We start from the raw sequence: 16637 nt of genomic DNA, 5'->3' as shown, positions 1-16637 counted from the left end.
CGAAGCCGAACGCCGCCGAGCACTCCCGCAATGGCTGCACACCTACAATCACCACCGCGGCCACACCGCACTCGACGGCCAACCACCCGCCAGCCGCGTCCCCAACCTCCATAGACAGAACAGCTAGCGGGCGAGGAACGCGGCGATCGCGTCGCCGAGCTCCGGGGAGGTCAGCGCGGTCCAGTGGTCGCCCGGCACCCGGCCGAACCGCCCGGCGGGCAGCGCCGCGGCGAGGTCGGCGGCGGACGCGTGGTCGTGGTCCCTGTCCCCGACCAGCACGAGCACGGGGACGCCGATCCGGGCCAGCGCCTCGAAGGGCGTCGGGACGAGCGAGTCCAGCACGCGGAGCAGCGCCTCCGGGTCGCCGCCGAGCCGGGTGATCCAGTGCGCGGCCCGCGCGTCCGGCGACCCGGGTTCGAGGGGGTCGCCCGCGGCGAGGGCGGTGAGGACGCGCCGGCCGGCGCCGCCGGCCGGCGGCCCGCTCGTCGCCGCCGTCCCCTGGCCGGCGACGACGGCCCGCGCGGAACGGGCGCCGCGGGCCAGCATGCGCAGCACGACCCGGCCGCCGAGCGAGTAGCCGCCGAGGTCGTAGCCGTCGAGCCCGAGCCGGTCGATCAGCGCGAGGCCGTCGTCGGCGAGGACGTCCGGCGGGTAGGCGGACGGGTCGTGCGGCCGGGCGCCGTCGCCGTGCCCGCGCAGGTCGGGCAGGATCACGCGGTGGCCGCGCGCGGCGAGGGCGGCGGCGGGGCCGTGGTCGAGCCACTGCGCCGCCGACGCCGTGAAGCCGTGCAGCAGCACCAGCGGGCGGCCGGCGCCCGTCTCGCGGTAGGCCAGGTCCAGGCCGTCGCGCCCGGTGAACCGGTGGACGGTCACGGCGCCCATCTCGCTCTCCTCCGTCAGGTGCGTGCGTAGAGGCCGTCGAGGCGGCCGCGGGCGAGGACGCCGGACGCGGCGGCGAGCACGTCGCGCGGCCTGGCCTTCTCCAAGGCGGCGCGCGGCCCGGTGGTCAGGGGCGCGGCGAGGGCGAAGAGCTGGAACACGTACCGGTGCGGGCCGTGGCTCTTGGGCGGTGCCGGGCCGAAGTAGCCGCTGCCGATGCCGGACCGCAGGAGCCGCACGTCCGCGGAGGCCGCGCCGTCGCCGAGCGCCCCCTGCTCCAGCCCGGTCATCGCGGGGGCGAGCAGCGCGACGCAGTGGACGAACGGCCGCGGCGTGGGCGCGTCGGGGTCCTCGACGACCAGCAGGAGCTGCGCCGTGCCGTCCGGCGGGGCGGTCCAGGCGAGCGCCGGCGACAGGTTGGCGCCGCCCGCCCGCTCCACCGCGTGGACGCCCGGGATCGCGCCCCCGTCGTCGAAGTCGGGGCTGGTCAGCGCCAGCGTCCCGGCGGCGGCCAGGTTCGGTGCGTGCCAGGCGAGGCCCGCCTGCCGTGACTCCATCGGTCTCCTCCTCGGGTTCCTTCGGCGAGGCGTTCCGTCAGGCGCCGCCGCCCCGGTGCAGCCGGGCGAACTCGCTGAGGGCGCTGCGCTCGGAGCGCTCGATGAACGTCAGCAGCGCCTCCAGCTCGTCCGGGCCGAAGACGGCGAGGTCGTCGTGGCCGCGGGCGGTGAGGCCCTCGTAGTAGGCGGCGATGCGGGCCAGGCCGTCGGCGGTCGGCGCGATCAGGACGCGGCGCCGGTCGCCCGGATCCGCGGTCCGCTCGATGCAGCCCGCGGCGTCGAGCCGGTCGATCATCCGCGACACCGAGCCCGGCGTCAGGCCGACGGACCGGGCCAGCTCCGCCGCGGTGGCGGGGCCCTGCTGGTTCAGGACGTGCAGGCAGTCCAGGTCGCTGGCGGTGACGCCCATCCGCTCGGCGACCAGCCGGTTCAGCCGGGCGACGACGTTGACCCAGCTCGGCAGCGCGGCCAGTACGCGCTCTTCGGCCTCGCGCCGCGACCTCGCCGCCATGCCCCCGCCCGATCCGTCCCGCCCGATCCGTCCCGTCCGACCCGGGGAACCTACCCGGATTCCCTTGTGTCGCGCAACTATTGTTTGACGCAATGAGTGTGCAACGCAATGAGTGTGCGACCCAGCGAACGCGTGCCCCCGGCTTGTCACGCGGAGACGTAGATCCGCGATTTCCAAATAGATACTGTTGTTCTTATGAAACGCACGCGAAGGCACCGCATGCGGCGCCGCCTCACCGCGGCCGCCCTGGCGGCGTGCGCCGCCGCCACCGCCCCCGCGCTCGCGGCCACCCCCGCCGGCGCGGAGACCGCCTACCCCGTGGGCGACCTCGCGACCTCGATCGGCAACTTCCTCTTCAGCCCGGACGCCGTCGCCGGGGCGAACGTCTGGTCCTGCCGGCCGTCCGCCGCGCACCCGCACCCCGTCGTGATCGTGCACGGCACCACGTCCAACCTCGGCTCCGCGGGCGCCATGATCGCGCCCACCCTGGCCAACGCGGGGTACTGCGTCTACGGGTTCGACTACGGCGAGACGCCCTCCAGTCTCGGCCACGTTTACGGGCTCGGCGAGATCGCCGCGTCGGCCCGCACCATGAGCGCGTTCGTCGACCGCGTGCTCACCGCCACCGGGGCCGCGAAGGTCGACGTGATCGGCGCGTCGCAGGGCGGGATGATGCCGAACTACTACATCAAGCGGCTCGGCGGCGCCGGCAAGGTCCGCACGATGATCGGGCTGTCCCCGACCAACCACGGCACCACCATGGGCGGCCTGGTCGACCTCGGCCGGACGCTGCACGTCCTCGGCCTGGTCAACGACGCCTACCGGTTCGCCGGCGCGCCCGCCTACCCCGAGCAGGAGGAGGGCTCCGACTTCCAGAGGGCGCTGTTCGCCGACGGCGACACCGTCCCCGGCGTCCGCTACCTGACGATCGCGACCTCGCACGACACGACCGTCACCCCGCTGGCGAACTCGTTCCTGCACGGCGGGGACTCCACGAACATCCTGCTGCAGGACCTGTGCCCCGACGACCCGGTGAGCCACTCCGGGATGACGCTCGACGGCCCGGTCATGCAGATCGTCCTCAACGCCGTCGGGCCCCGCGCGCCCGGCTTCCGGCCGCGGTGCACCGGCTACGGCCCGAACATCTAGCCGGCGCCACGGCACCGGAGCGGGGCGCTGTCAAGCAGCGGCGGCGCCTGGGCGCGGTACCCGCGAGGGGCCCGCCCCTGTGGCGCCGAGGTGCCAAACGAGAAGTCGCGCATCATCAACGCAGAGTCATCGCGTCAGGAGGGGTGCGCCGCTCCGCTTCGGGGGCGGCGCACCCCCGATCACCCGTACACCGCGCCATGGGAGACCCCGATGCACGGCACCGCGACCACCGCCCTCACCGTCCCCGTCCACCGCGCCGTCCTGGCGTGCGACTGCCCCGGATGCCCCACATGCGGCGGCAGCGGCACGCTATCCGGCGGCCGCACCTGCGGCGCATGCCAAGGGACCGGACGGTGCTCGCACGGCGGCGGCCGTTGACGGCTCCCCGGCGCCCCGGCGCCGGCGCGAGACGATGGTGATCAAGGACCGGGCGGGCACCGTCCGGCCGGTGGTGGCGCTCGAGCGGATCCCGGGGGCGGTAACGCGTTCGCTCCCCCGAGCCAAGTGGGGGTGAAGCGGCGAGAGGGAGTGAGCGCATGGCCGGATCCGGCGACGGCCTCGCCCGCGTGGGACGCGACCCAGCGGCGTTCGAGGAGTTCTACCGGCGGCACGTCGACGCGGTGGGCCGGTTCGTGGCCCGCCGGGTCGACGACCCGCACACCGCCGCCGACCTGACCGCCGAGGTGTTCCTCGCGGTCATCGAGTCGGCGCACACCTACCGGCCCGCGGCGGGCTCGGAGCTCGGCTGGCTGTACGGCGTGGCCCGCAACGTGGTCGCGGCCGAACGGCGCCGCGCCGCCCGGGAGCGCCGCACGACCGGCCGCGAGGCGGGACGGCGGCGGCTGGAGGCCGACGACATCGCGGCGCTGGTGGAGCGCATCGACGCCGAGGCGGCGGGGCGCTGCACCCACCAGGCGCTGCACGCGCTGCCGGAGGGCGTGCGGGCGGTGCTGGAGCTGATCGCGGTGGACGGCCTGACGGTGACCGAGGCCGCGGCGGCGCTCGGCATCCGGCCGGTGACCGCGCGGGTGCGGCTGCACCGGGCGCGGCGGGTGCTGCGCGACCTGGTGCCGGAGGCGGGCAGGGCGCTCGCGTACGCGAAGGAGGGCGCATGAACGGGTACGAGGAGCGGATCCTGTCGGAGCTGAAGGCCGTGGTCGCCGAGCGCGCGGCGGCACCGGACGCGGCGCCGGAGGTGCGGGCGGCGCGGCGCCGTCCCGGGCGCCGGCTCGGGCTGGGCCTGGCGGTCGTCGCGGCGGCGGCGGGTGCCACGGTCGCGATCCCGATGGTCACCGGCGGGGGCGAGGCCAAGGCCAACGCCGTCGAGTTGCGGCGGGACGGCTCCGTCGCGGTGTACTGGCGGGAGTGGTCGCACCCCGAGCGGGTCCAGAGCAAGCTGCGCGGACTCGGCGTCCCGGCGGAGGTGAACTTCCTGCCGAGCGGCAAGAAGTGCAAGCCGGGCCGGGCGCACTGGATCTACGACGGGTCTGCCGACGGCGTGTTCGGGAGCATCCCGAAGGAGGCGGCGGCGAACGCCACGCTGATCTACCCGGAGAAGCTGAAGCCGGGGCAGACCGTCGTGCTGGACGTGTGGGCGCTGCTCGGCGAGAACGACGAGATCAAGTCGAGCGTCCTCACGCCGAAGGTCGCGCAGGGCCGGGTCGGCGCGTGCGTCGTCGTTCCGGGCGGCCCCGAGGTCCACGAGGACTGGGCGGGCGACGGCCCCAACACGGTCGAGGGCCCCGACGACTAACGGTACCGGTGAACGGAGCGCCGCGACGCGAGCAGCGTCGCGGCGCTCCGCCGTCTAGCTCGGAAGGACGCGGAGGACGGCGTCGAGCGCTGCCCCGAAGGCGTGGTCGGGAGGCGTCGCGTAGCCGACGACCAGGCCGTCCTCCGGCGGGAGGGACGCGCCGGGATGGCAGAACGCCGACAAGCCGTCCAGGGCGATGCCGGCGCGGGCGGCGGCGTCCAGCGCGGCCTGCTCGGTGCCGGGCGGGAGGCGCAGGACGGCGTGCAGCCCGGCCGCGATCCCCGTCGCGTGGACGTGCGGGGCGCGCTCGGCGAGGGCGGTGACGAAGCGGTCCCGGCGGGCGCGGTACCGCTGCCGCATCCGGCGGACGTGCCGGTCGTAGGAGCCGCACCGCAGGAAGTCGGCCAGGGTCAGCTGGTCCAGCACGCCCGCCCACGCCTCGCGCTCGCCCTTGGCGGCCAGCACGGCGTCCACGAGGTGGCCGGGCAGGACCATCCAGCCGAGCCGGACGGCCGGGGACAGGCTCTTGCTGACGGACCCCGCGTAGACCACCCGGTCGGGGGCCAGGCCCTGGAGCGCGCCGATGGGCCGGCGGTCGTAGCGGAACTCGCCGTCGTAGTCGTCCTCGATGACGATCCGGTCCGCCGAGCACGCCCAGCCGGCGGCGGCGGTCCGGCGGTGCGCGGACAGCGGGCCGCCCGTCGGGAACTGGTGCGCGGGGGTCAGCAGGACGGCGCGCTCGCGGTCGGACAGCTCGTCGATCCGCGCGCCGTCGGCGTCCACGCCGAGGGGGCGGGTGCGGACGCCGGCCCGCGCCAGCAGCTCCCGGTGGAACGGCAGGCCGTAGCCCTCGACGGCGAGCGGGCCGCGCAGCACGCCGCCGCCGAACAGCAGCCGGAGCGCGTGCGCGAACCCGGAGCAGACCACGATGGCCTCCGGGTCGGCGCGGACGCCGCGGGTGCGGGCGAGGTACTCGGCGAGCGCGTGGCGCAGCTCGGGCCGGCCGCGCGGGTCGCCGGGGCCGAACGCATCGTTCGGCGCGGCGGTGACCGCCCGGCGCGCCGACGCGAGCCACGCCGAGCGCGGGAACGACGACGGGTCGGGCTGCCCCTGCCGCAGATCGTGCACGGGACGGTCCGCGCGGCGAGCGGGCGCCGCCGCCGCGCGGCCCGGCGCGGACGGGGCGCGCGGCGGTGCCGGAGGGCGCGGCGGTGCCGGCCCGCGCGGCGGGGCCGGCTCCGCCCGGTGCGCGACGCGCGTCCCGGAGCCCTGGCGCGCGGTCAGCCAGCCCTCGGCGACGAGTTCGGCGTACGCGTCGGCGACGGTGTTGCGGGCCAGCCCGAGGTCGGCGGCCAGCGACCGGTAGGGCGGCAGCCGCGTGCCCGGGGCCAGCCGCCCGGACCGGACCGCCCCGCGCAGCGCACGGGTCAGCGCGGCGCGGCGCCCTCCCGGGCCGGTCAGGTCGAGGTGCAGGTCCGCGCCGATCCGCTCGGCCAGATTGACCCATGTTTCCGGCATGGAATTGCACTCTAGCGCGGGTCTCTTCGCCTCCTAGATTGCTGTGCGGGGGGCGATCCGGATGCCGGACATCCAGGTGGCGGCGGGCCTCGCGCACCGCCGCCCGATCCCTCACCGCCACGACGGAAGGAACACCATGAACGCGCTGAACGCCCTCCGGTCCGCCGTCCGCGGCCGGGTCCTGCTGCCCGGCGACCCCGGCTTCGACGCCGCCCGCCGCCCCTGGAACCTGGCCGTCGAGCAGCCGGTGGCGGCCGTGGTCGAGGCCGCCGGCGCCGAGGACGTCGCCGCGCTCGTCCGGCACGCCCGCTCGGCCGGGCTGAGCATCGCGACGCAGCCGAGCGGGCACGGCGCGACCGGTCGCACCGACGGCACGATCCTGCTGCGCACCGGACGCCTCGACGGGGTGGAGATCGACCCCGCGGCCCGCCGCGCACGCGTCGGGGCGGGCGTGCGGTCCGGCCGGCTGCAGGCCGCCGCCGCCCCGCACGGGCTGACCGGCCTGCCCGGCAGCTCCCCCGTCGTCAGCGTCGCCGGCGTCGCCCTCGGCGGCGGCCTGAGCTGGTTCGGGCGCGCGCACGGCTGGGTCGCCGACGGCGTCACCGCCCTGGACGTCGTCGACGCCGACGGCCGCACCCGGCACGTCACCGCGGACGGCGACCCCGACCTGTTCTGGGCCCTGCGCGGCGCGGGCGGCGACTTCGCGGTCGTCACGGGCCTCGAACTGGCGCTGCACCCGGCGCCGCGCCTGTTCGGGGGCCGGATGCTGTGGGCGGCCGAGCACGCCGCCGCGGTGCTGGACGCCTTCCGGCGGATCACCGCCGGCGCGCCCGGCGAGCTGACCCTGTGGCTGGACCTGCTGCACTTCCCCGGCTCCGATCCCCTGGTCGCCGTCGACGCCACGTACCTGGGCGGCGAGGCGGAGGCGCGCGACCTGCTGGCCCCCCTCGACCGCCTCCCCCGCCCGCTCTCCGACGGCAGGCGGACGATGGCGGCCGACGAGCTCGGCGCCATCACCGCCGAGCCGACCGACCCCGGCGCGGGCTCCTCGCGCGCCGAACTGCTGACCCGCCTGGACGACGCGGCGGCGAAGAACCTGCTCGCCGACCCGATCGCGCCGCTGCTGAGCGTCCAGGTCCGGCATCTGGGCGGCGCGCTCGCCCGGCCGTCGGACTCGCCGCACGGTGCGCTCACCGAGCCGTACGCCCTCTACATGTTCGGCGTCCCGTCCGACCCGCGCACCGCCGAGGCGATCACGGCGCGGCAGCGCGCGCTCGCCGAAGCCGTGCCGGTGAGCGGCCGCAAGCCGTTCACCTTCCTCAACCCCGCCGAGACCGCCGCCGACGCGTTCGCCCCGGAGGCCCTGGCCCGGCTGCGCCGCGTCAAGGAGGCCCGCGACCCGCACGGCGTCTTCCGCGGCACCTTCCCGGTCCGCGCCTGAGGGCCGGGGCGGGCCGCTTGCGCGATCACTTTGCTCCAAGATATCTTTAGTCCAAGTATTTTCGGCTCAAGGTATTTGGAGCGGGTGTGGCGGCAGGGCACGGTGCCGTGTTGCGCGTGGGCCTCCTCGGGCACGGCGCGATCGGGTCGAACGTGGCGGAGGCGCTGCGCCGGGGCGTGGTCCCCGGAGCGGTGCTCGGCGGCGTCCTCACGCGCGGGCGCACCGCGCCCCCGGCGGCCGTGCGCGACCTGCCGGAGCTGCTCGCGTCCGCCGACGTGGTGGTGGAGGCCGCGGGCCAGCGGGCGCTGCGCGAGCACGGGCCGGCGGTGCTCGCGGCCGGACGCGACCTGCTCGCGGTGTCCGCCGGCGCGCTGGCCGACGAGGCGTTCTTCCGCGAGCTCACCCGGCCCGCCGGCGCGCGCCCCGGCCGGCTCCTGATCTGCCCGGGCGCGCTGGGCGGCCTCGACGTCGTCCGCGCGGCGGCGCTCGCCGGACCGCTGGCGAGCGTCCGGCTCACCTCGTCCAAGGCGCCCGCCTCGCTGGTCCAGCCCTGGATGGACGAGCCGACGGCGGAACGGCTGCGGTCGCTGCGCCCGGGGGACGACCCCGTGACCGTCTTCGACGGGGACGCCCGCGAGGCCGCGGCGCGCTTCCCCCGCAACGCCAACGTGGCGGCGACGCTGGCCCTGGCCGCCGGCGACCGCGCGGCCGTGCGCGTCCGCCTCGTCGCGGCCCCGGACACCCGGCTGACCAGGCACGTCGTCGAGTTCACCGGGCCGCTGGGCGAGTACCGCTTCGAGCTCGCGAACCTCCCCGACCCCGGCAACCCGGCGACCAGCGGCCTCGTCGCCCCGGCGGTGCTGAGGTCGCTGGCCGACCTCGTCCCCGGCGTCGCGTGGCGGGTCGCGTGAACCGGCCCGCGATGGTCGGCGGGATCGCGGTGCGCGACGCGGGCGGCGACGCGCCGCCGGTCCTGTGCCTGCACGGCATCGGCTCCAGCGGCGCCGGTTTCGACGCGCTGAGCCGCCTGCTCGCCGGGCGGCTGCGCGTCATCGCCTGGGACGCGCCCGGCTACGCCGCGTCCGACGACCCGCCCGGACCACCCGGCATGGACGGGTACGCCGACGCCGCCGCCGGCGTCCTGGACGCGCTCGGGATCGCCCGCGCGAGCGTCCTCGGCACCTCTTGGGGCGGCGTGATCGCGACCCGGTTCGCGCTGCGCCACCCGGACCGGCTGGACGCCCTCGTCCTCGCCGACTCCACCCGCGGCTCCGGCACCGCACCCGCGAAGGCCGCGGCCATGCGGGCACGCGCCGCCGAACTGGCCGAGCGCGGCGCGGCGGAGTTCGCCCGCGCCCGCGCGCCGCGGCTGCTCTCCCCGGGCGCGCCTCCCGCGGACGTCGCGCGCGTCGCCGAGGCGATGGCCGCCGCGATCCGCCTGCCCGGCTACGGCCACGCGGCCGAGTCGATGGCCGCCACCGACCACGGGGACGCGTTCGCCCGGATCACCGCTCCGACCCTCGTGCTCGTGGGAGAGCACGACGCGGTCTGCCCTCCGGCGGAGAGCCGGCTCATCGCGGGCGCCGTCCCCGGGGCCCGGTACGCCGAGATCCCGGGGGCGGGCCACCTGGCCCACCAGGAGCGGCCCGAGGCGTTCGCCGACGCCGTGCGCGACTTCCTTGCCCCCCGTTCACAAGCAGAGGAGAACCCATCATGACCGAGAAGACCGCCACCGATCTGGACCAGCTCATCGACTCCTGCATCGCGAGCCGCGAAAGCCGTTACGAGGACTGGGACACGCTCGCCTTCCAGGCCACGGCCGGGGACGAGTTCCGCCGCGCCCAGATCCGCTACATCGGGTCCGGCGCGACCGGGAACCACGAGACCGACGCGCGGATCCTGCCGTCCGAGCACTTCACGTTCTCGAACATGCGGCTCCCCGTCGGCGGCGTCGGCCCGGAGCACACCCACCACGACGTGGAGGAGGTCTTCTTCGTCCTGGAGGGCGAGCTGGAGGTCTCCGTGCACGACGTCGAGGACGGCACCCGGACGGCCAGCCGCGTGCTCGGCTACCGCGACCTCATCCGGGTCCCGGCGGGCGTGCCGCGGAGCCTGCGCAACGTCGGCGAGGGCGAGGCGCTGTTCTGCGTGGTCATCGGCACGCAGAAGCCGCAGCTCCCCACCTACCCGCCCACCTCCCCGATGCACGGCGTCACGCGCGGTTGAGCGTCCGGGCAGGTCCCGGTCCCGGAAGCCCCCGGGACCGGGACCTTTCCGTTGGAGGCGGCCGCCGCGAACGGGGAACGACGAACGGCGCCGGGACCGATATCGGTCCCGGCGCCGTCGTGTCGCAGGGGTGTCTGGGGCCGGCGGGCGCGCCCCTCACGGGACGAGGACGAACTTGCGGCCCGCGCCCGCCATGGACTGCTCGTAGGCGTCGGCGCCCTGCTCCAGCGGGACGGCCGTGGCGCGGACGGCGTCCGCGATGCCGACCCCGCCGAGCAGCACGGCGGCGGCGAGCTCGTCCTGGTAGCGCCGGACGGGCGTCGCGCCGGAGCTGACCGTGATGGCCTTGGACCAGATGCCGCCGAGCCAGACGCCCAGGGGCGGACGCGCACCGGGGGCGCCCGCCGGGTACACGCCCGCGACGGAGACGGCGCCGCCGTGGCGCACCACCCCGATGACGTCGTTGAGCGCCGCCGCGACGGGCGTCCCGCCGCCGGCTCCGGCCGCCGCGACCGTCGCGTCGGAGACGCCGACGCAGTCGATGCCCGCGTCCACGTACGGGACGCCGACGGTCTCGGCGACGATCTCGGGCAGCTCCCCGGCCGCCAGGTCCGCGGCGGCGAACCCGGCGGCGCGGGCGTGCGCGAGCCGCTCGGCGTTGAGGTCGCCGACGATCACGGCGGCGGCGCCGAGCATCCGGCACGCGACCGCCGAGGCGAGGCCGACCGGCCCGGCCCCGGCGACGTAGACGGTGGAGCCGGGGCCGACGCCCGCCGAGCGGGCCGCGTGGTAGCCGGTGGGCAGGATGTCGCCGATCATGGCGACGTCCAGCAGCCGCTCGCGGGCGCGGTCGGCGTCGTCGAAGACGTGGAGGTTGAAGTCCGCGTAGGGGACCAGCGCGTACTCGGCCTGCATGCCGGCCCATCCGCCGAAGCCCTCGCCCATCCCGTAGGTGGCGCCGGGCCGGGACGGGTTCGTGCGCAGGCAGTGCCCGGTCAGCCCGGCCCGGCAGTTCGCGCACCGCCCGCAGGCGACGTTGAACGGCACCGAGCACACGTCGCCGACCCTGACACGCTCCACGTCCCGGCCCGTCTCGACGACGACGCCGGTCAGCTCGTGCCCGAGCACCATGCCCTCGGCGGCGCCCGGCCCGTGCAGCGTGTGCAGGTCGGACCCGCAGACGCAGGTCGCCAGCGTCCGCACGATCGCGCCGTGGTCGCAGCGGCGCGGCAGCACGCCGGGCGCCGCCCGGGTCTCCAGGGCGGGCATCGGCGCCTCGCCCACCACCGCGCGTCCCGGCCCGGCGTACACGACGGCGCGCTGCGTCCCGTTCGGGGACGCTTGCCCGCCGGACGGTCCGGCCCCGGTCACAGCGACCCCGACGCCTCGTGCGAGCGCCCGCCGCGCTTGCCCGGCACCAGGACCCGCTCCAGCACCTCCACGAGGACGAACAGCACGAACCCGATCACCGTCAGCCAGGCGATCGACGCGAACACCGTCAGGCTGTCCATGTCGCCGCGCGCGGTCATCAGCAGGACGCCGAGGCCCTTGTCGGCGCCGACGAACTCGGCCACCACCGCGCCGACGACGGCGAGGGTGATGCCGACCTTGACGCCCGCGAAGATGCTCGGCAGGGCCCACGGCCAGCGGATCTTCCAGAACGCCTGCCAGCGGCTCGCGCCCATCGACCGGACCAGCATCAGGCTCTCCGGCCGGGCCGCCCGGAAGCCGACGAGCGAGTCGATGACCACGGGGAAGAAGCAGATCAGCGCGACCATCAGCACCTTCGGCAGCTGGCCGAAGCCGAACCAGATGATGAACAGCGGCGCGATCGCCACCTTGGGCACCACCTGCGCGATGATCAGCAGCGGGTAGATCGCGCGCCGCGCGACGCCGCTGTAGACCATGGCGACCGCGATGGGCAGCGCGACCACCACGGCCAGCGCGAACCCGGCGAAGATCGCCACGATGGTCGGCACCGACTGGTCGGCGAACGTGCCGAAGTCGCCGAACATCTTCCGCACGACGTCGCCGGGCGCGGGGAGCACGTACTCCTCCACCGCGCCGGACGAGCAGACGGCCTGCCACACCGCGACGATGATCGCCACGAGGACCAGCGGCAGCACCCAGTCGGCGACGCGGGACTCCAGGAACCGCTTCCCCGCGGGGCGCCGGGCCGCCCGGCCCCGCGCGGCGGGACGCTCCGGGGCGGACGGCTTCGCCCCGCCGCCCGCAGGTCCCGGCCCCGTCCCCTTCCGGGCGTGCTTGGACCGCACCGTGCCGCTCACTTGGGCTCCTCCCTCAGGACGCCGAGGTTCTCGAAGACGCCGCGGATCTCGCCGACGAGGTCGGTGAACTCCCGGCCGGTCCGCGCGCTCAGGTGCCGGGGGCGCTCCAGCGGCACCCGGAACTCGGCCGCGATGCGGGCCGGGCGCGGCGAGAACACCAGGACCCGGTCGGCGAGGAAGACGGCCTCGTCGATGCTGTGGGTGACGAAGACGACCGTCTTGCGGCGCTCCATCCACATCCGCTGCAGGTCGATCTGGATCTGGTCGCGGGTGAGCGCGTCGAGCGCGCCGAACGGCTCGTCCATCACCAGGATCTGCGGGTCGTGCAGCAGCGCCCGGCACAGCGCCACGCGCTGCTGCATGCCGCCGGACAGCTCGTCGGGGTAGGCGTCCTCGAACCCGCCGAGCCCGACCTGCCCGAGCAGTTCGCGGGCGCGCCGCTCGGCCTCCTGCCGGGGCGCGCGGCGGATCTCGCTCTGCAGCAGGACGTTCTGCAGCGCCGTCCGCCAGGGCAGCAGCTCCGCGCTCTGGAAGACGAACCCGAGGTCGGTGTAGGGCTTGAGGACCGGTTCGCCCTGCACCCGCACCTGGCCGGTGGACGGCTGGGTCAGCCCGGCGAGGGCCATCAGCAGGGTGCTCTTGCCGCAGCCGCTCGGCCCGACGATGGCGAGGAACTCGCCGCGCTCGAGCCCGAAGGACATCTCGCTGACCGCGGTCACCGCGTCGAAGGACTTGGTGAACCGGTCGAACTCGATGAAGGGGGCGGTCGCGCCGGCCATCGGCTACTTCCCTCCGAACGCGTCGGAGCAGCCGGACAGGAAGGCGTTGCTCGCGGCGTCCGCCGGGGTGATCTTGCCGGGGTCGACGCCGCCGTACTGCTCCATCACCCGGATGGTGCTCTTCCAGTCGTCGGTGGAGGTGCAGCCGAACGGCTGGCCCTTGGTCCGGTCGGTGGTGAGCAGCTTCGCGGACGCCAGCCACTGCTGCTTGACGACCTCCTTGGACAGGCTGGTCGTCTTCACGAACGAGAAGAAGGACTCCACCGCCGCGTCGGTGTCGGCGTTGGTCGCCTGCACCGCCTCGGCCGTCGCGGCGAGGAACCTGCGCAGCGTGCCGCCGTCGCCGTCGGCGAACTTCTTCGAGGTCACGATGCCGGAGCTGAGCACGTCGAGGCCGGAGTCGGCGTAGCCGAGGACGGACAGGTCGCACTTGCACTTGACCTTCATGTTCGGCTCGGTGACGTTGAGGAGCCCGAAGGTGAACTGCGTCTTGCCCTGGACGAACAGGCTGTCGCGGGTCGGCACGTCGACCTTGTTGAGCTTGACCGAGTCCGGGTCGAGGCCGGTGGCCTTGGCGAACGCGGGGAAGACCGTCTCGGGCGCGGAGCCGGCGGTGAAGCCGGCGGTCTTGCCCGCCAGGTCCTTGGCGCCGGTGATGCCGGAGCCCTTCCGCGCGAAGATCGCCAGCGGCGACCTCTGCACCATCCCGGCGACCATCTTCACCGGCATGTGCTTGCCGACGGCCTGCACCAGCGCGCCGGCGTCGGCGTAGCCGATGTCGTCCGAGCCGTTGGCGACCGTCTGCAGGGTGGTCGCCGACCCCTTCCCCGGGTTGAGCGTGACGTTGAGGCCGTGCTTGGCGTAGATGCCCTTCTGCACGCCGACGATGAGGGGCAGCACGGCGCCGGTGTAGAAGACGTCGGTGCGGACGGTGACCTTCGTGCGTCCGGAGGCGTCCTTCTCCGGCTTCGAGTCCCCGCATGCCGAGAGGGCGAGTGCCGCCGTCAGCGCCAGGGCGGCGCCGGAAAGGGCCCGGCGGCCCTGGCGGCTCCGGCGGGCCTTGCGGACCGCGGCGAAAGGTATGTGCATCGTGACCTCGTGTGAAAGCTGGCTCGGCGGCGCGGGCTGGGGGCCGTCCGTGGGCGGTGCGCGCGGCCGTCCGAGCGGTGTCCCGCCGGGGGCTCGGCGGCAGGTGGTTCGCCCCGAAGTATCTGGGACCTAAATTACTTGTGTCAAGATATCTTGGTTCCGCTATTGTTTCGGACGGCTCCCACGGACCCGCCCCACTCTCACCCCACGGACGGTGCAATGGACGACGGTGCAACGGACACGGTCGGGAAGGCATTGGACGACTGGCGCCGCGAGCGCCCGGACCTCGACGCCTCGCCGATCGGCGTCTTCGGCCGCCTCCGCCACGTCGCCGAAATCTCCCGCCAGGAGCTCGAGGCGTTCCTCGCCCCGTACGACCTGACGCCGAAGTCCTTCGACGTGCTGGCCAACCTGCGCCGCGGCGGCCCGCCCTACCGCAAGACGCCGTCCGAGCTCGCCGAGTCCTCGCTGCTGTCCAGCGGCGCGATGACCGGCCGGCTGGACGCGCTCGAACGGCAGGGCCTCATCCGCCGCAGCCCCCACCCGCACGACCGGCGGGTGATGTTCGCCGAGCTGACGCAGGCCGGCCTCGGCCTCATCGACGACGTGTTCGCCCGCCACCTGGCGAACGAGGAGACCCTGCTCGCCGGGCTGTCGGCGGAGCAGCGCGCACGGGTCATCGACGGCCTGCTCCTGCTGCAGCGGTCCATCGAGTCCGCCGTCGCCGGCCGTGCCGTCGCCCCGCCGCGCCGCCCGCGCCGCTCGTCCCGCACCTCCGCCTGACGTCCGGGAGGCGCCGCTCCTCACGAGGGCCCCGTTCCTCACGGGGCCCTGCCGCTCACAAGGCCCTGTCGCTCACGAGGCCCAGGGGAGCGGCTCCTCCGCCAGGTCCCAGTACACGCTCTTCTGCCGCGCGTAGGCGAGGATCCCCTCGCGGCCCTTCTCACGGCCGATGCCGCTGGCCTTCATGCCGCCGAACGGCGTCGAGATGCTGAACTGCTTGTAGGTGTTGATCCAGACCGTGCCCGCCTCGATCCGCCGGGCGACGCGCCAGGCCCGCCGGTAGTCGCGGGTCCAGATCCCGCAGGCCAGCCCGTAGACCGAGTCGTTGGCCTGCGCGATCAGGTCGTCCTCGTCGTCGAACGGCAGCGCCGCGAGGACGGGCCCGAAGATCTCCTCCTGGCAGGTGGCCGAGCCGTTCGGGAGCCCGTCCAGGATCGTCGGCAGATAGTAGGCGCCCCGTGACCACGCCGCGCCCTCCGGCGCCCGCCCGCCGCACAGCACCCGCGCCCCTTCCCCGCGGGCCCGCTCGACCATCCCGGCGACCCGGTCCCGATGGGCGTGCGTCACCAGCGGCGCGACCTGCGTCGCCGGGTCGGTCCCGGGCCCGACGCGGAGCCGCCCGGCGCGCGCCACGAGCTCGTCGACGACCTGCCGGTACACCGAGGAGTGGACGAAGACGCGCGAGCCGGCGATGCAGCTCTGCCCCGACGAGGAGAAGACGCCGAACAGCAGGCCCGCGACGGTCCGCTCCAGGTCGGCGTCGGGGAACACGATCGTCGGGGACTTCCCGCCCAGCTCCAGCGAGACCGGCATGATCTTCTCCGCGGCGACCGCGCCGATGGCCCGCCCGGTGGCGGTGCCGCCGGTGAACGACACCTTGCCGACGCCGGGATGCCGGACGACCGCGTCGCCGGTGACGCCGCCCGGTCCGGGCAGGACCGACAGCAGCCCGGCCGGCAGCCCGGCCTCCTCGATCACCCGGCCGAGGGCGAGCGCCACCAGCGGGGTCCACTCGGCCGGCTTCAGCACGACCGCGTTGCCCGCCGCGAGGGCCGGCGCGATCTTCTGCGCGTCGCTGGCGATCGGCGAGTTCCACGGGGTGATGGCCCCGACCACGCCGATCGGCTCGTGCACGCTCATGGTCAGATAGGGCCCGCGCGAGGGCGTGAGGTCCTCCTCCAAGGTCTCCAGCGCCGCCGCGAAGTAGCGGAACGTGGCCTGCGCGCTGTGCACCAGCGCCCGCGTCTCGTTGATCGACTTGCCGGTGTCGCGGGTCTGGAGCGCCGCCAGCCGCTCGGCCGAGCCGGCGATCCCGTCGGCGATCCGGACGAGGAACCGGGCGCGCTCGTGCGGCAGCAGGTCGCGCCAGGCGGGGTCGGCCGCCGCGGCGGCGCCGGCCCGGACCGCCTCGTCCACGTCGGCGGCGTCCGCGCCGTGCAGGCGGGCGATCACCGTCCCGTCCAGCGGGCTGAGCGAGGCGAACTCCGCCCCGGACCCGCGCCGCCAGACCCCGCCGACCAGGATCTCGTCCGCACCGCCAGCGTCCATCGCCTCGGCCCTCCCGTGCTCCGTAGATAGCTTGGAGCAAAGATATCAAGAACCCAGCTTTTTCGTGGCCGTGCGCGGGCGACCGCACGAGGGCGACGCACCGCAAGGCACCGAAG

17 protein-coding genes and 1 pseudogene are annotated in these 16637 nt (G+C 75.4%); 9 read left to right on the top strand and 9 right to left on the bottom strand.

The window, feature by feature from the left end; genetic code table 11:
* Window positions 1-127 (top strand): annotated as a pseudogene (locus J4557_RS16475) (IS481 family transposase); the annotation flags it as partial.
* Here the strand turns inward: J4557_RS16475 and J4557_RS16470 are convergent.
* From J4557_RS16470 to J4557_RS16460, 3 genes are read right to left on the bottom strand one after another with little or no spacing between them, the layout of a single operon-like run.
* Complete coding sequence (locus J4557_RS16470) at window positions 124-882, bottom strand: alpha/beta fold hydrolase (protein WP_208267406.1); 759 nt, start codon at window positions 880-882, stop codon at window positions 124-126. The pseudogene J4557_RS16475 and the gene J4557_RS16470 overlap by 4 nt on opposite strands.
* 14 nt (window positions 883-896) lie before the next feature.
* The gene (locus tag J4557_RS16465) at window positions 897-1436 is read right to left on the bottom strand and encodes a YbhB/YbcL family Raf kinase inhibitor-like protein (RefSeq protein WP_208267405.1); all 540 of its coding nucleotides are present in this window, start codon (window positions 1434-1436) and stop codon (window positions 897-899) included.
* Window positions 1437-1473: 37 nt separating this feature from the next.
* Window positions 1474-1947 carry a MarR family winged helix-turn-helix transcriptional regulator gene (locus J4557_RS16460; protein WP_208267404.1) on the bottom strand — a complete coding sequence of 158 codons (474 nt, stop codon included), beginning with the start codon at window positions 1945-1947 and terminating at the stop codon, window positions 1474-1476.
* A 195-nt stretch (window positions 1948-2142) separates the two neighbouring features.
* On the opposite strand from J4557_RS16460, the gene J4557_RS16455 reads away from it, so the two are divergent.
* From J4557_RS16455 to J4557_RS16445, 3 genes are all read left to right on the top strand, one after another.
* Window positions 2143-3096 carry an esterase/lipase family protein gene (locus J4557_RS16455; RefSeq protein ID WP_243775830.1) on the top strand — a complete coding sequence of 318 codons (954 nt, stop codon included), beginning with the start codon at window positions 2143-2145 and terminating at the stop codon, window positions 3094-3096.
* A gap of 536 nt (window positions 3097-3632) precedes the next feature.
* The gene (locus J4557_RS16450; protein WP_208267403.1) at window positions 3633-4211 is read left to right on the top strand and encodes an RNA polymerase sigma factor; all 579 of its coding nucleotides are present in this window, start codon (window positions 3633-3635) and stop codon (window positions 4209-4211) included.
* Complete coding sequence (locus J4557_RS16445) at window positions 4208-4849, top strand: hypothetical protein (RefSeq protein WP_208267402.1); 642 nt, start codon at window positions 4208-4210, stop codon at window positions 4847-4849. The genes J4557_RS16450 and J4557_RS16445 overlap by 4 nt, the downstream gene beginning before the upstream one ends.
* Window positions 4850-4903: 54 nt before the next feature.
* On the opposite strand, the gene pdxR is transcribed toward J4557_RS16445, so the two are convergent.
* Window positions 4904-6367 (bottom strand): MocR-like pyridoxine biosynthesis transcription factor PdxR, encoded by a 1464-nt coding sequence (pdxR, locus tag J4557_RS16440; RefSeq protein WP_208267401.1) that lies wholly within the window; start codon window positions 6365-6367, stop codon window positions 4904-4906.
* A gap of 136 nt (window positions 6368-6503) precedes the next feature.
* Between pdxR and J4557_RS16435 the strand changes: the two genes are divergently transcribed.
* From J4557_RS16435 to J4557_RS16420, 4 genes are all read left to right on the top strand, one after another.
* The gene (locus J4557_RS16435) at window positions 6504-7808 is read left to right on the top strand and encodes an FAD-binding oxidoreductase (protein ID WP_208267400.1); all 1305 of its coding nucleotides are present in this window, start codon (window positions 6504-6506) and stop codon (window positions 7806-7808) included.
* Window positions 7809-7924: 116 nt separating this feature from the next.
* Window positions 7925-8719 (top strand): aspartate dehydrogenase domain-containing protein, encoded by a 795-nt coding sequence (locus J4557_RS16430; protein ID WP_307799867.1) that lies wholly within the window; start codon window positions 7925-7927, stop codon window positions 8717-8719.
* On the top strand, window positions 8716-9525 hold the full coding sequence (locus tag J4557_RS16425; protein WP_307799864.1) for an alpha/beta fold hydrolase: 810 nt from the start codon (window positions 8716-8718) through the stop codon (window positions 9523-9525). Before J4557_RS16430 ends, J4557_RS16425 begins: the two co-directional genes overlap by 4 nt.
* On the top strand, window positions 9522-10034 hold the full coding sequence (locus tag J4557_RS16420; protein WP_208267398.1) for a cupin domain-containing protein: 513 nt from the start codon (window positions 9522-9524) through the stop codon (window positions 10032-10034). The genes J4557_RS16425 and J4557_RS16420 overlap by 4 nt, the downstream gene beginning before the upstream one ends.
* Window positions 10035-10190: 156 nt before the next feature.
* Here the strand turns inward: J4557_RS16420 and J4557_RS16415 are convergent, their stop codons facing one another.
* From J4557_RS16415 to J4557_RS16400, 4 genes are read right to left on the bottom strand one after another with little or no spacing between them, the layout of a single operon-like run.
* The gene (locus J4557_RS16415) at window positions 10191-11405 is read right to left on the bottom strand and encodes an alcohol dehydrogenase catalytic domain-containing protein (protein ID WP_208267397.1); all 1215 of its coding nucleotides are present in this window, start codon (window positions 11403-11405) and stop codon (window positions 10191-10193) included.
* A complete protein-coding gene (locus J4557_RS49625; protein ID WP_208267396.1) occupies window positions 11402-12322 on the bottom strand; it encodes an ABC transporter permease in 921 nt (306 codons plus the stop codon). Before J4557_RS49625 ends, J4557_RS16415 begins: the two co-directional genes overlap by 4 nt.
* Complete coding sequence (locus J4557_RS16405) at window positions 12319-13101, bottom strand: ABC transporter ATP-binding protein (RefSeq protein ID WP_208267395.1); 783 nt, start codon at window positions 13099-13101, stop codon at window positions 12319-12321. The genes J4557_RS49625 and J4557_RS16405 overlap by 4 nt, the downstream gene beginning before the upstream one ends.
* Before the next feature lie 3 nt (window positions 13102-13104).
* Window positions 13105-14190, bottom strand: a complete 1086-nt coding sequence (locus tag J4557_RS16400) for an ABC transporter substrate-binding protein (protein WP_208267394.1) — start codon at window positions 14188-14190, stop codon at window positions 13105-13107.
* A gap of 219 nt (window positions 14191-14409) precedes the next feature.
* Here J4557_RS16400 and J4557_RS16395 point away from each other — a divergent pair, with 219 nt between their 5' ends.
* The gene (locus J4557_RS16395) at window positions 14410-14973 is read left to right on the top strand and encodes a MarR family winged helix-turn-helix transcriptional regulator (protein ID WP_208267393.1); all 564 of its coding nucleotides are present in this window, start codon (window positions 14410-14412) and stop codon (window positions 14971-14973) included.
* A gap of 72 nt (window positions 14974-15045) precedes the next feature.
* Here the strand turns inward: J4557_RS16395 and J4557_RS16390 are convergent, their stop codons facing one another.
* Window positions 15046-16521: an aldehyde dehydrogenase gene (locus J4557_RS16390; protein WP_208267392.1), complete on the bottom strand. Its 1476-nt coding sequence runs from the start codon at window positions 16519-16521 to the stop codon at window positions 15046-15048.
* Window positions 16522-16637 lie beyond the last annotated feature (116 nt).

This window comes from Actinomadura nitritigenes, assembly GCF_017573545.1.
Taxonomy (GTDB): domain Bacteria; phylum Actinomycetota; class Actinomycetes; order Streptosporangiales; family Streptosporangiaceae; genus Spirillospora; species Spirillospora nitritigenes.
Note: the sequence above shows the minus strand (reverse complement) of the source record. Positions and strands in the feature narration are given on the sequence as shown.

Coding starts and splice junctions, on each gene's coding strand:
- J4557_RS16420 (WP_208267398.1), top strand. CDS start 9,522: ATGACCGAGAAGACCGCCACCGATCTGGACCAGCTCATCGACTCCTGC.
- J4557_RS16400 (WP_208267394.1), bottom strand. CDS start 14,190: ATGCACATACCTTTCGCCGCGGTCCGCAAGGCCCGCCGGAGCCGCCAG.
- J4557_RS16395 (WP_208267393.1), top strand. CDS start 14,410: ATGGACGACGGTGCAACGGACACGGTCGGGAAGGCATTGGACGACTGG.
- J4557_RS16470 (WP_208267406.1), bottom strand. CDS start 882: ATGGGCGCCGTGACCGTCCACCGGTTCACCGGGCGCGACGGCCTGGAC.
- J4557_RS16450 (WP_208267403.1), top strand. CDS start 3,633: ATGGCCGGATCCGGCGACGGCCTCGCCCGCGTGGGACGCGACCCAGCG.
- J4557_RS16405 (WP_208267395.1), bottom strand. CDS start 13,101: ATGGCCGGCGCGACCGCCCCCTTCATCGAGTTCGACCGGTTCACCAAG.
- J4557_RS16455 (WP_243775830.1), top strand. CDS start 2,143: ATGAAACGCACGCGAAGGCACCGCATGCGGCGCCGCCTCACCGCGGCC.
- J4557_RS16445 (WP_208267402.1), top strand. CDS start 4,208: ATGAACGGGTACGAGGAGCGGATCCTGTCGGAGCTGAAGGCCGTGGTC.
- J4557_RS16465 (WP_208267405.1), bottom strand. CDS start 1,436: ATGGAGTCACGGCAGGCGGGCCTCGCCTGGCACGCACCGAACCTGGCC.
- J4557_RS16390 (WP_208267392.1), bottom strand. CDS start 16,521: ATGGACGCTGGCGGTGCGGACGAGATCCTGGTCGGCGGGGTCTGGCGG.
- J4557_RS16435 (WP_208267400.1), top strand. CDS start 6,504: ATGAACGCGCTGAACGCCCTCCGGTCCGCCGTCCGCGGCCGGGTCCTG.
- J4557_RS16460 (WP_208267404.1), bottom strand. CDS start 1,947: ATGGCGGCGAGGTCGCGGCGCGAGGCCGAAGAGCGCGTACTGGCCGCG.
- pdxR (WP_208267401.1), bottom strand. CDS start 6,367: ATGCCGGAAACATGGGTCAATCTGGCCGAGCGGATCGGCGCGGACCTG.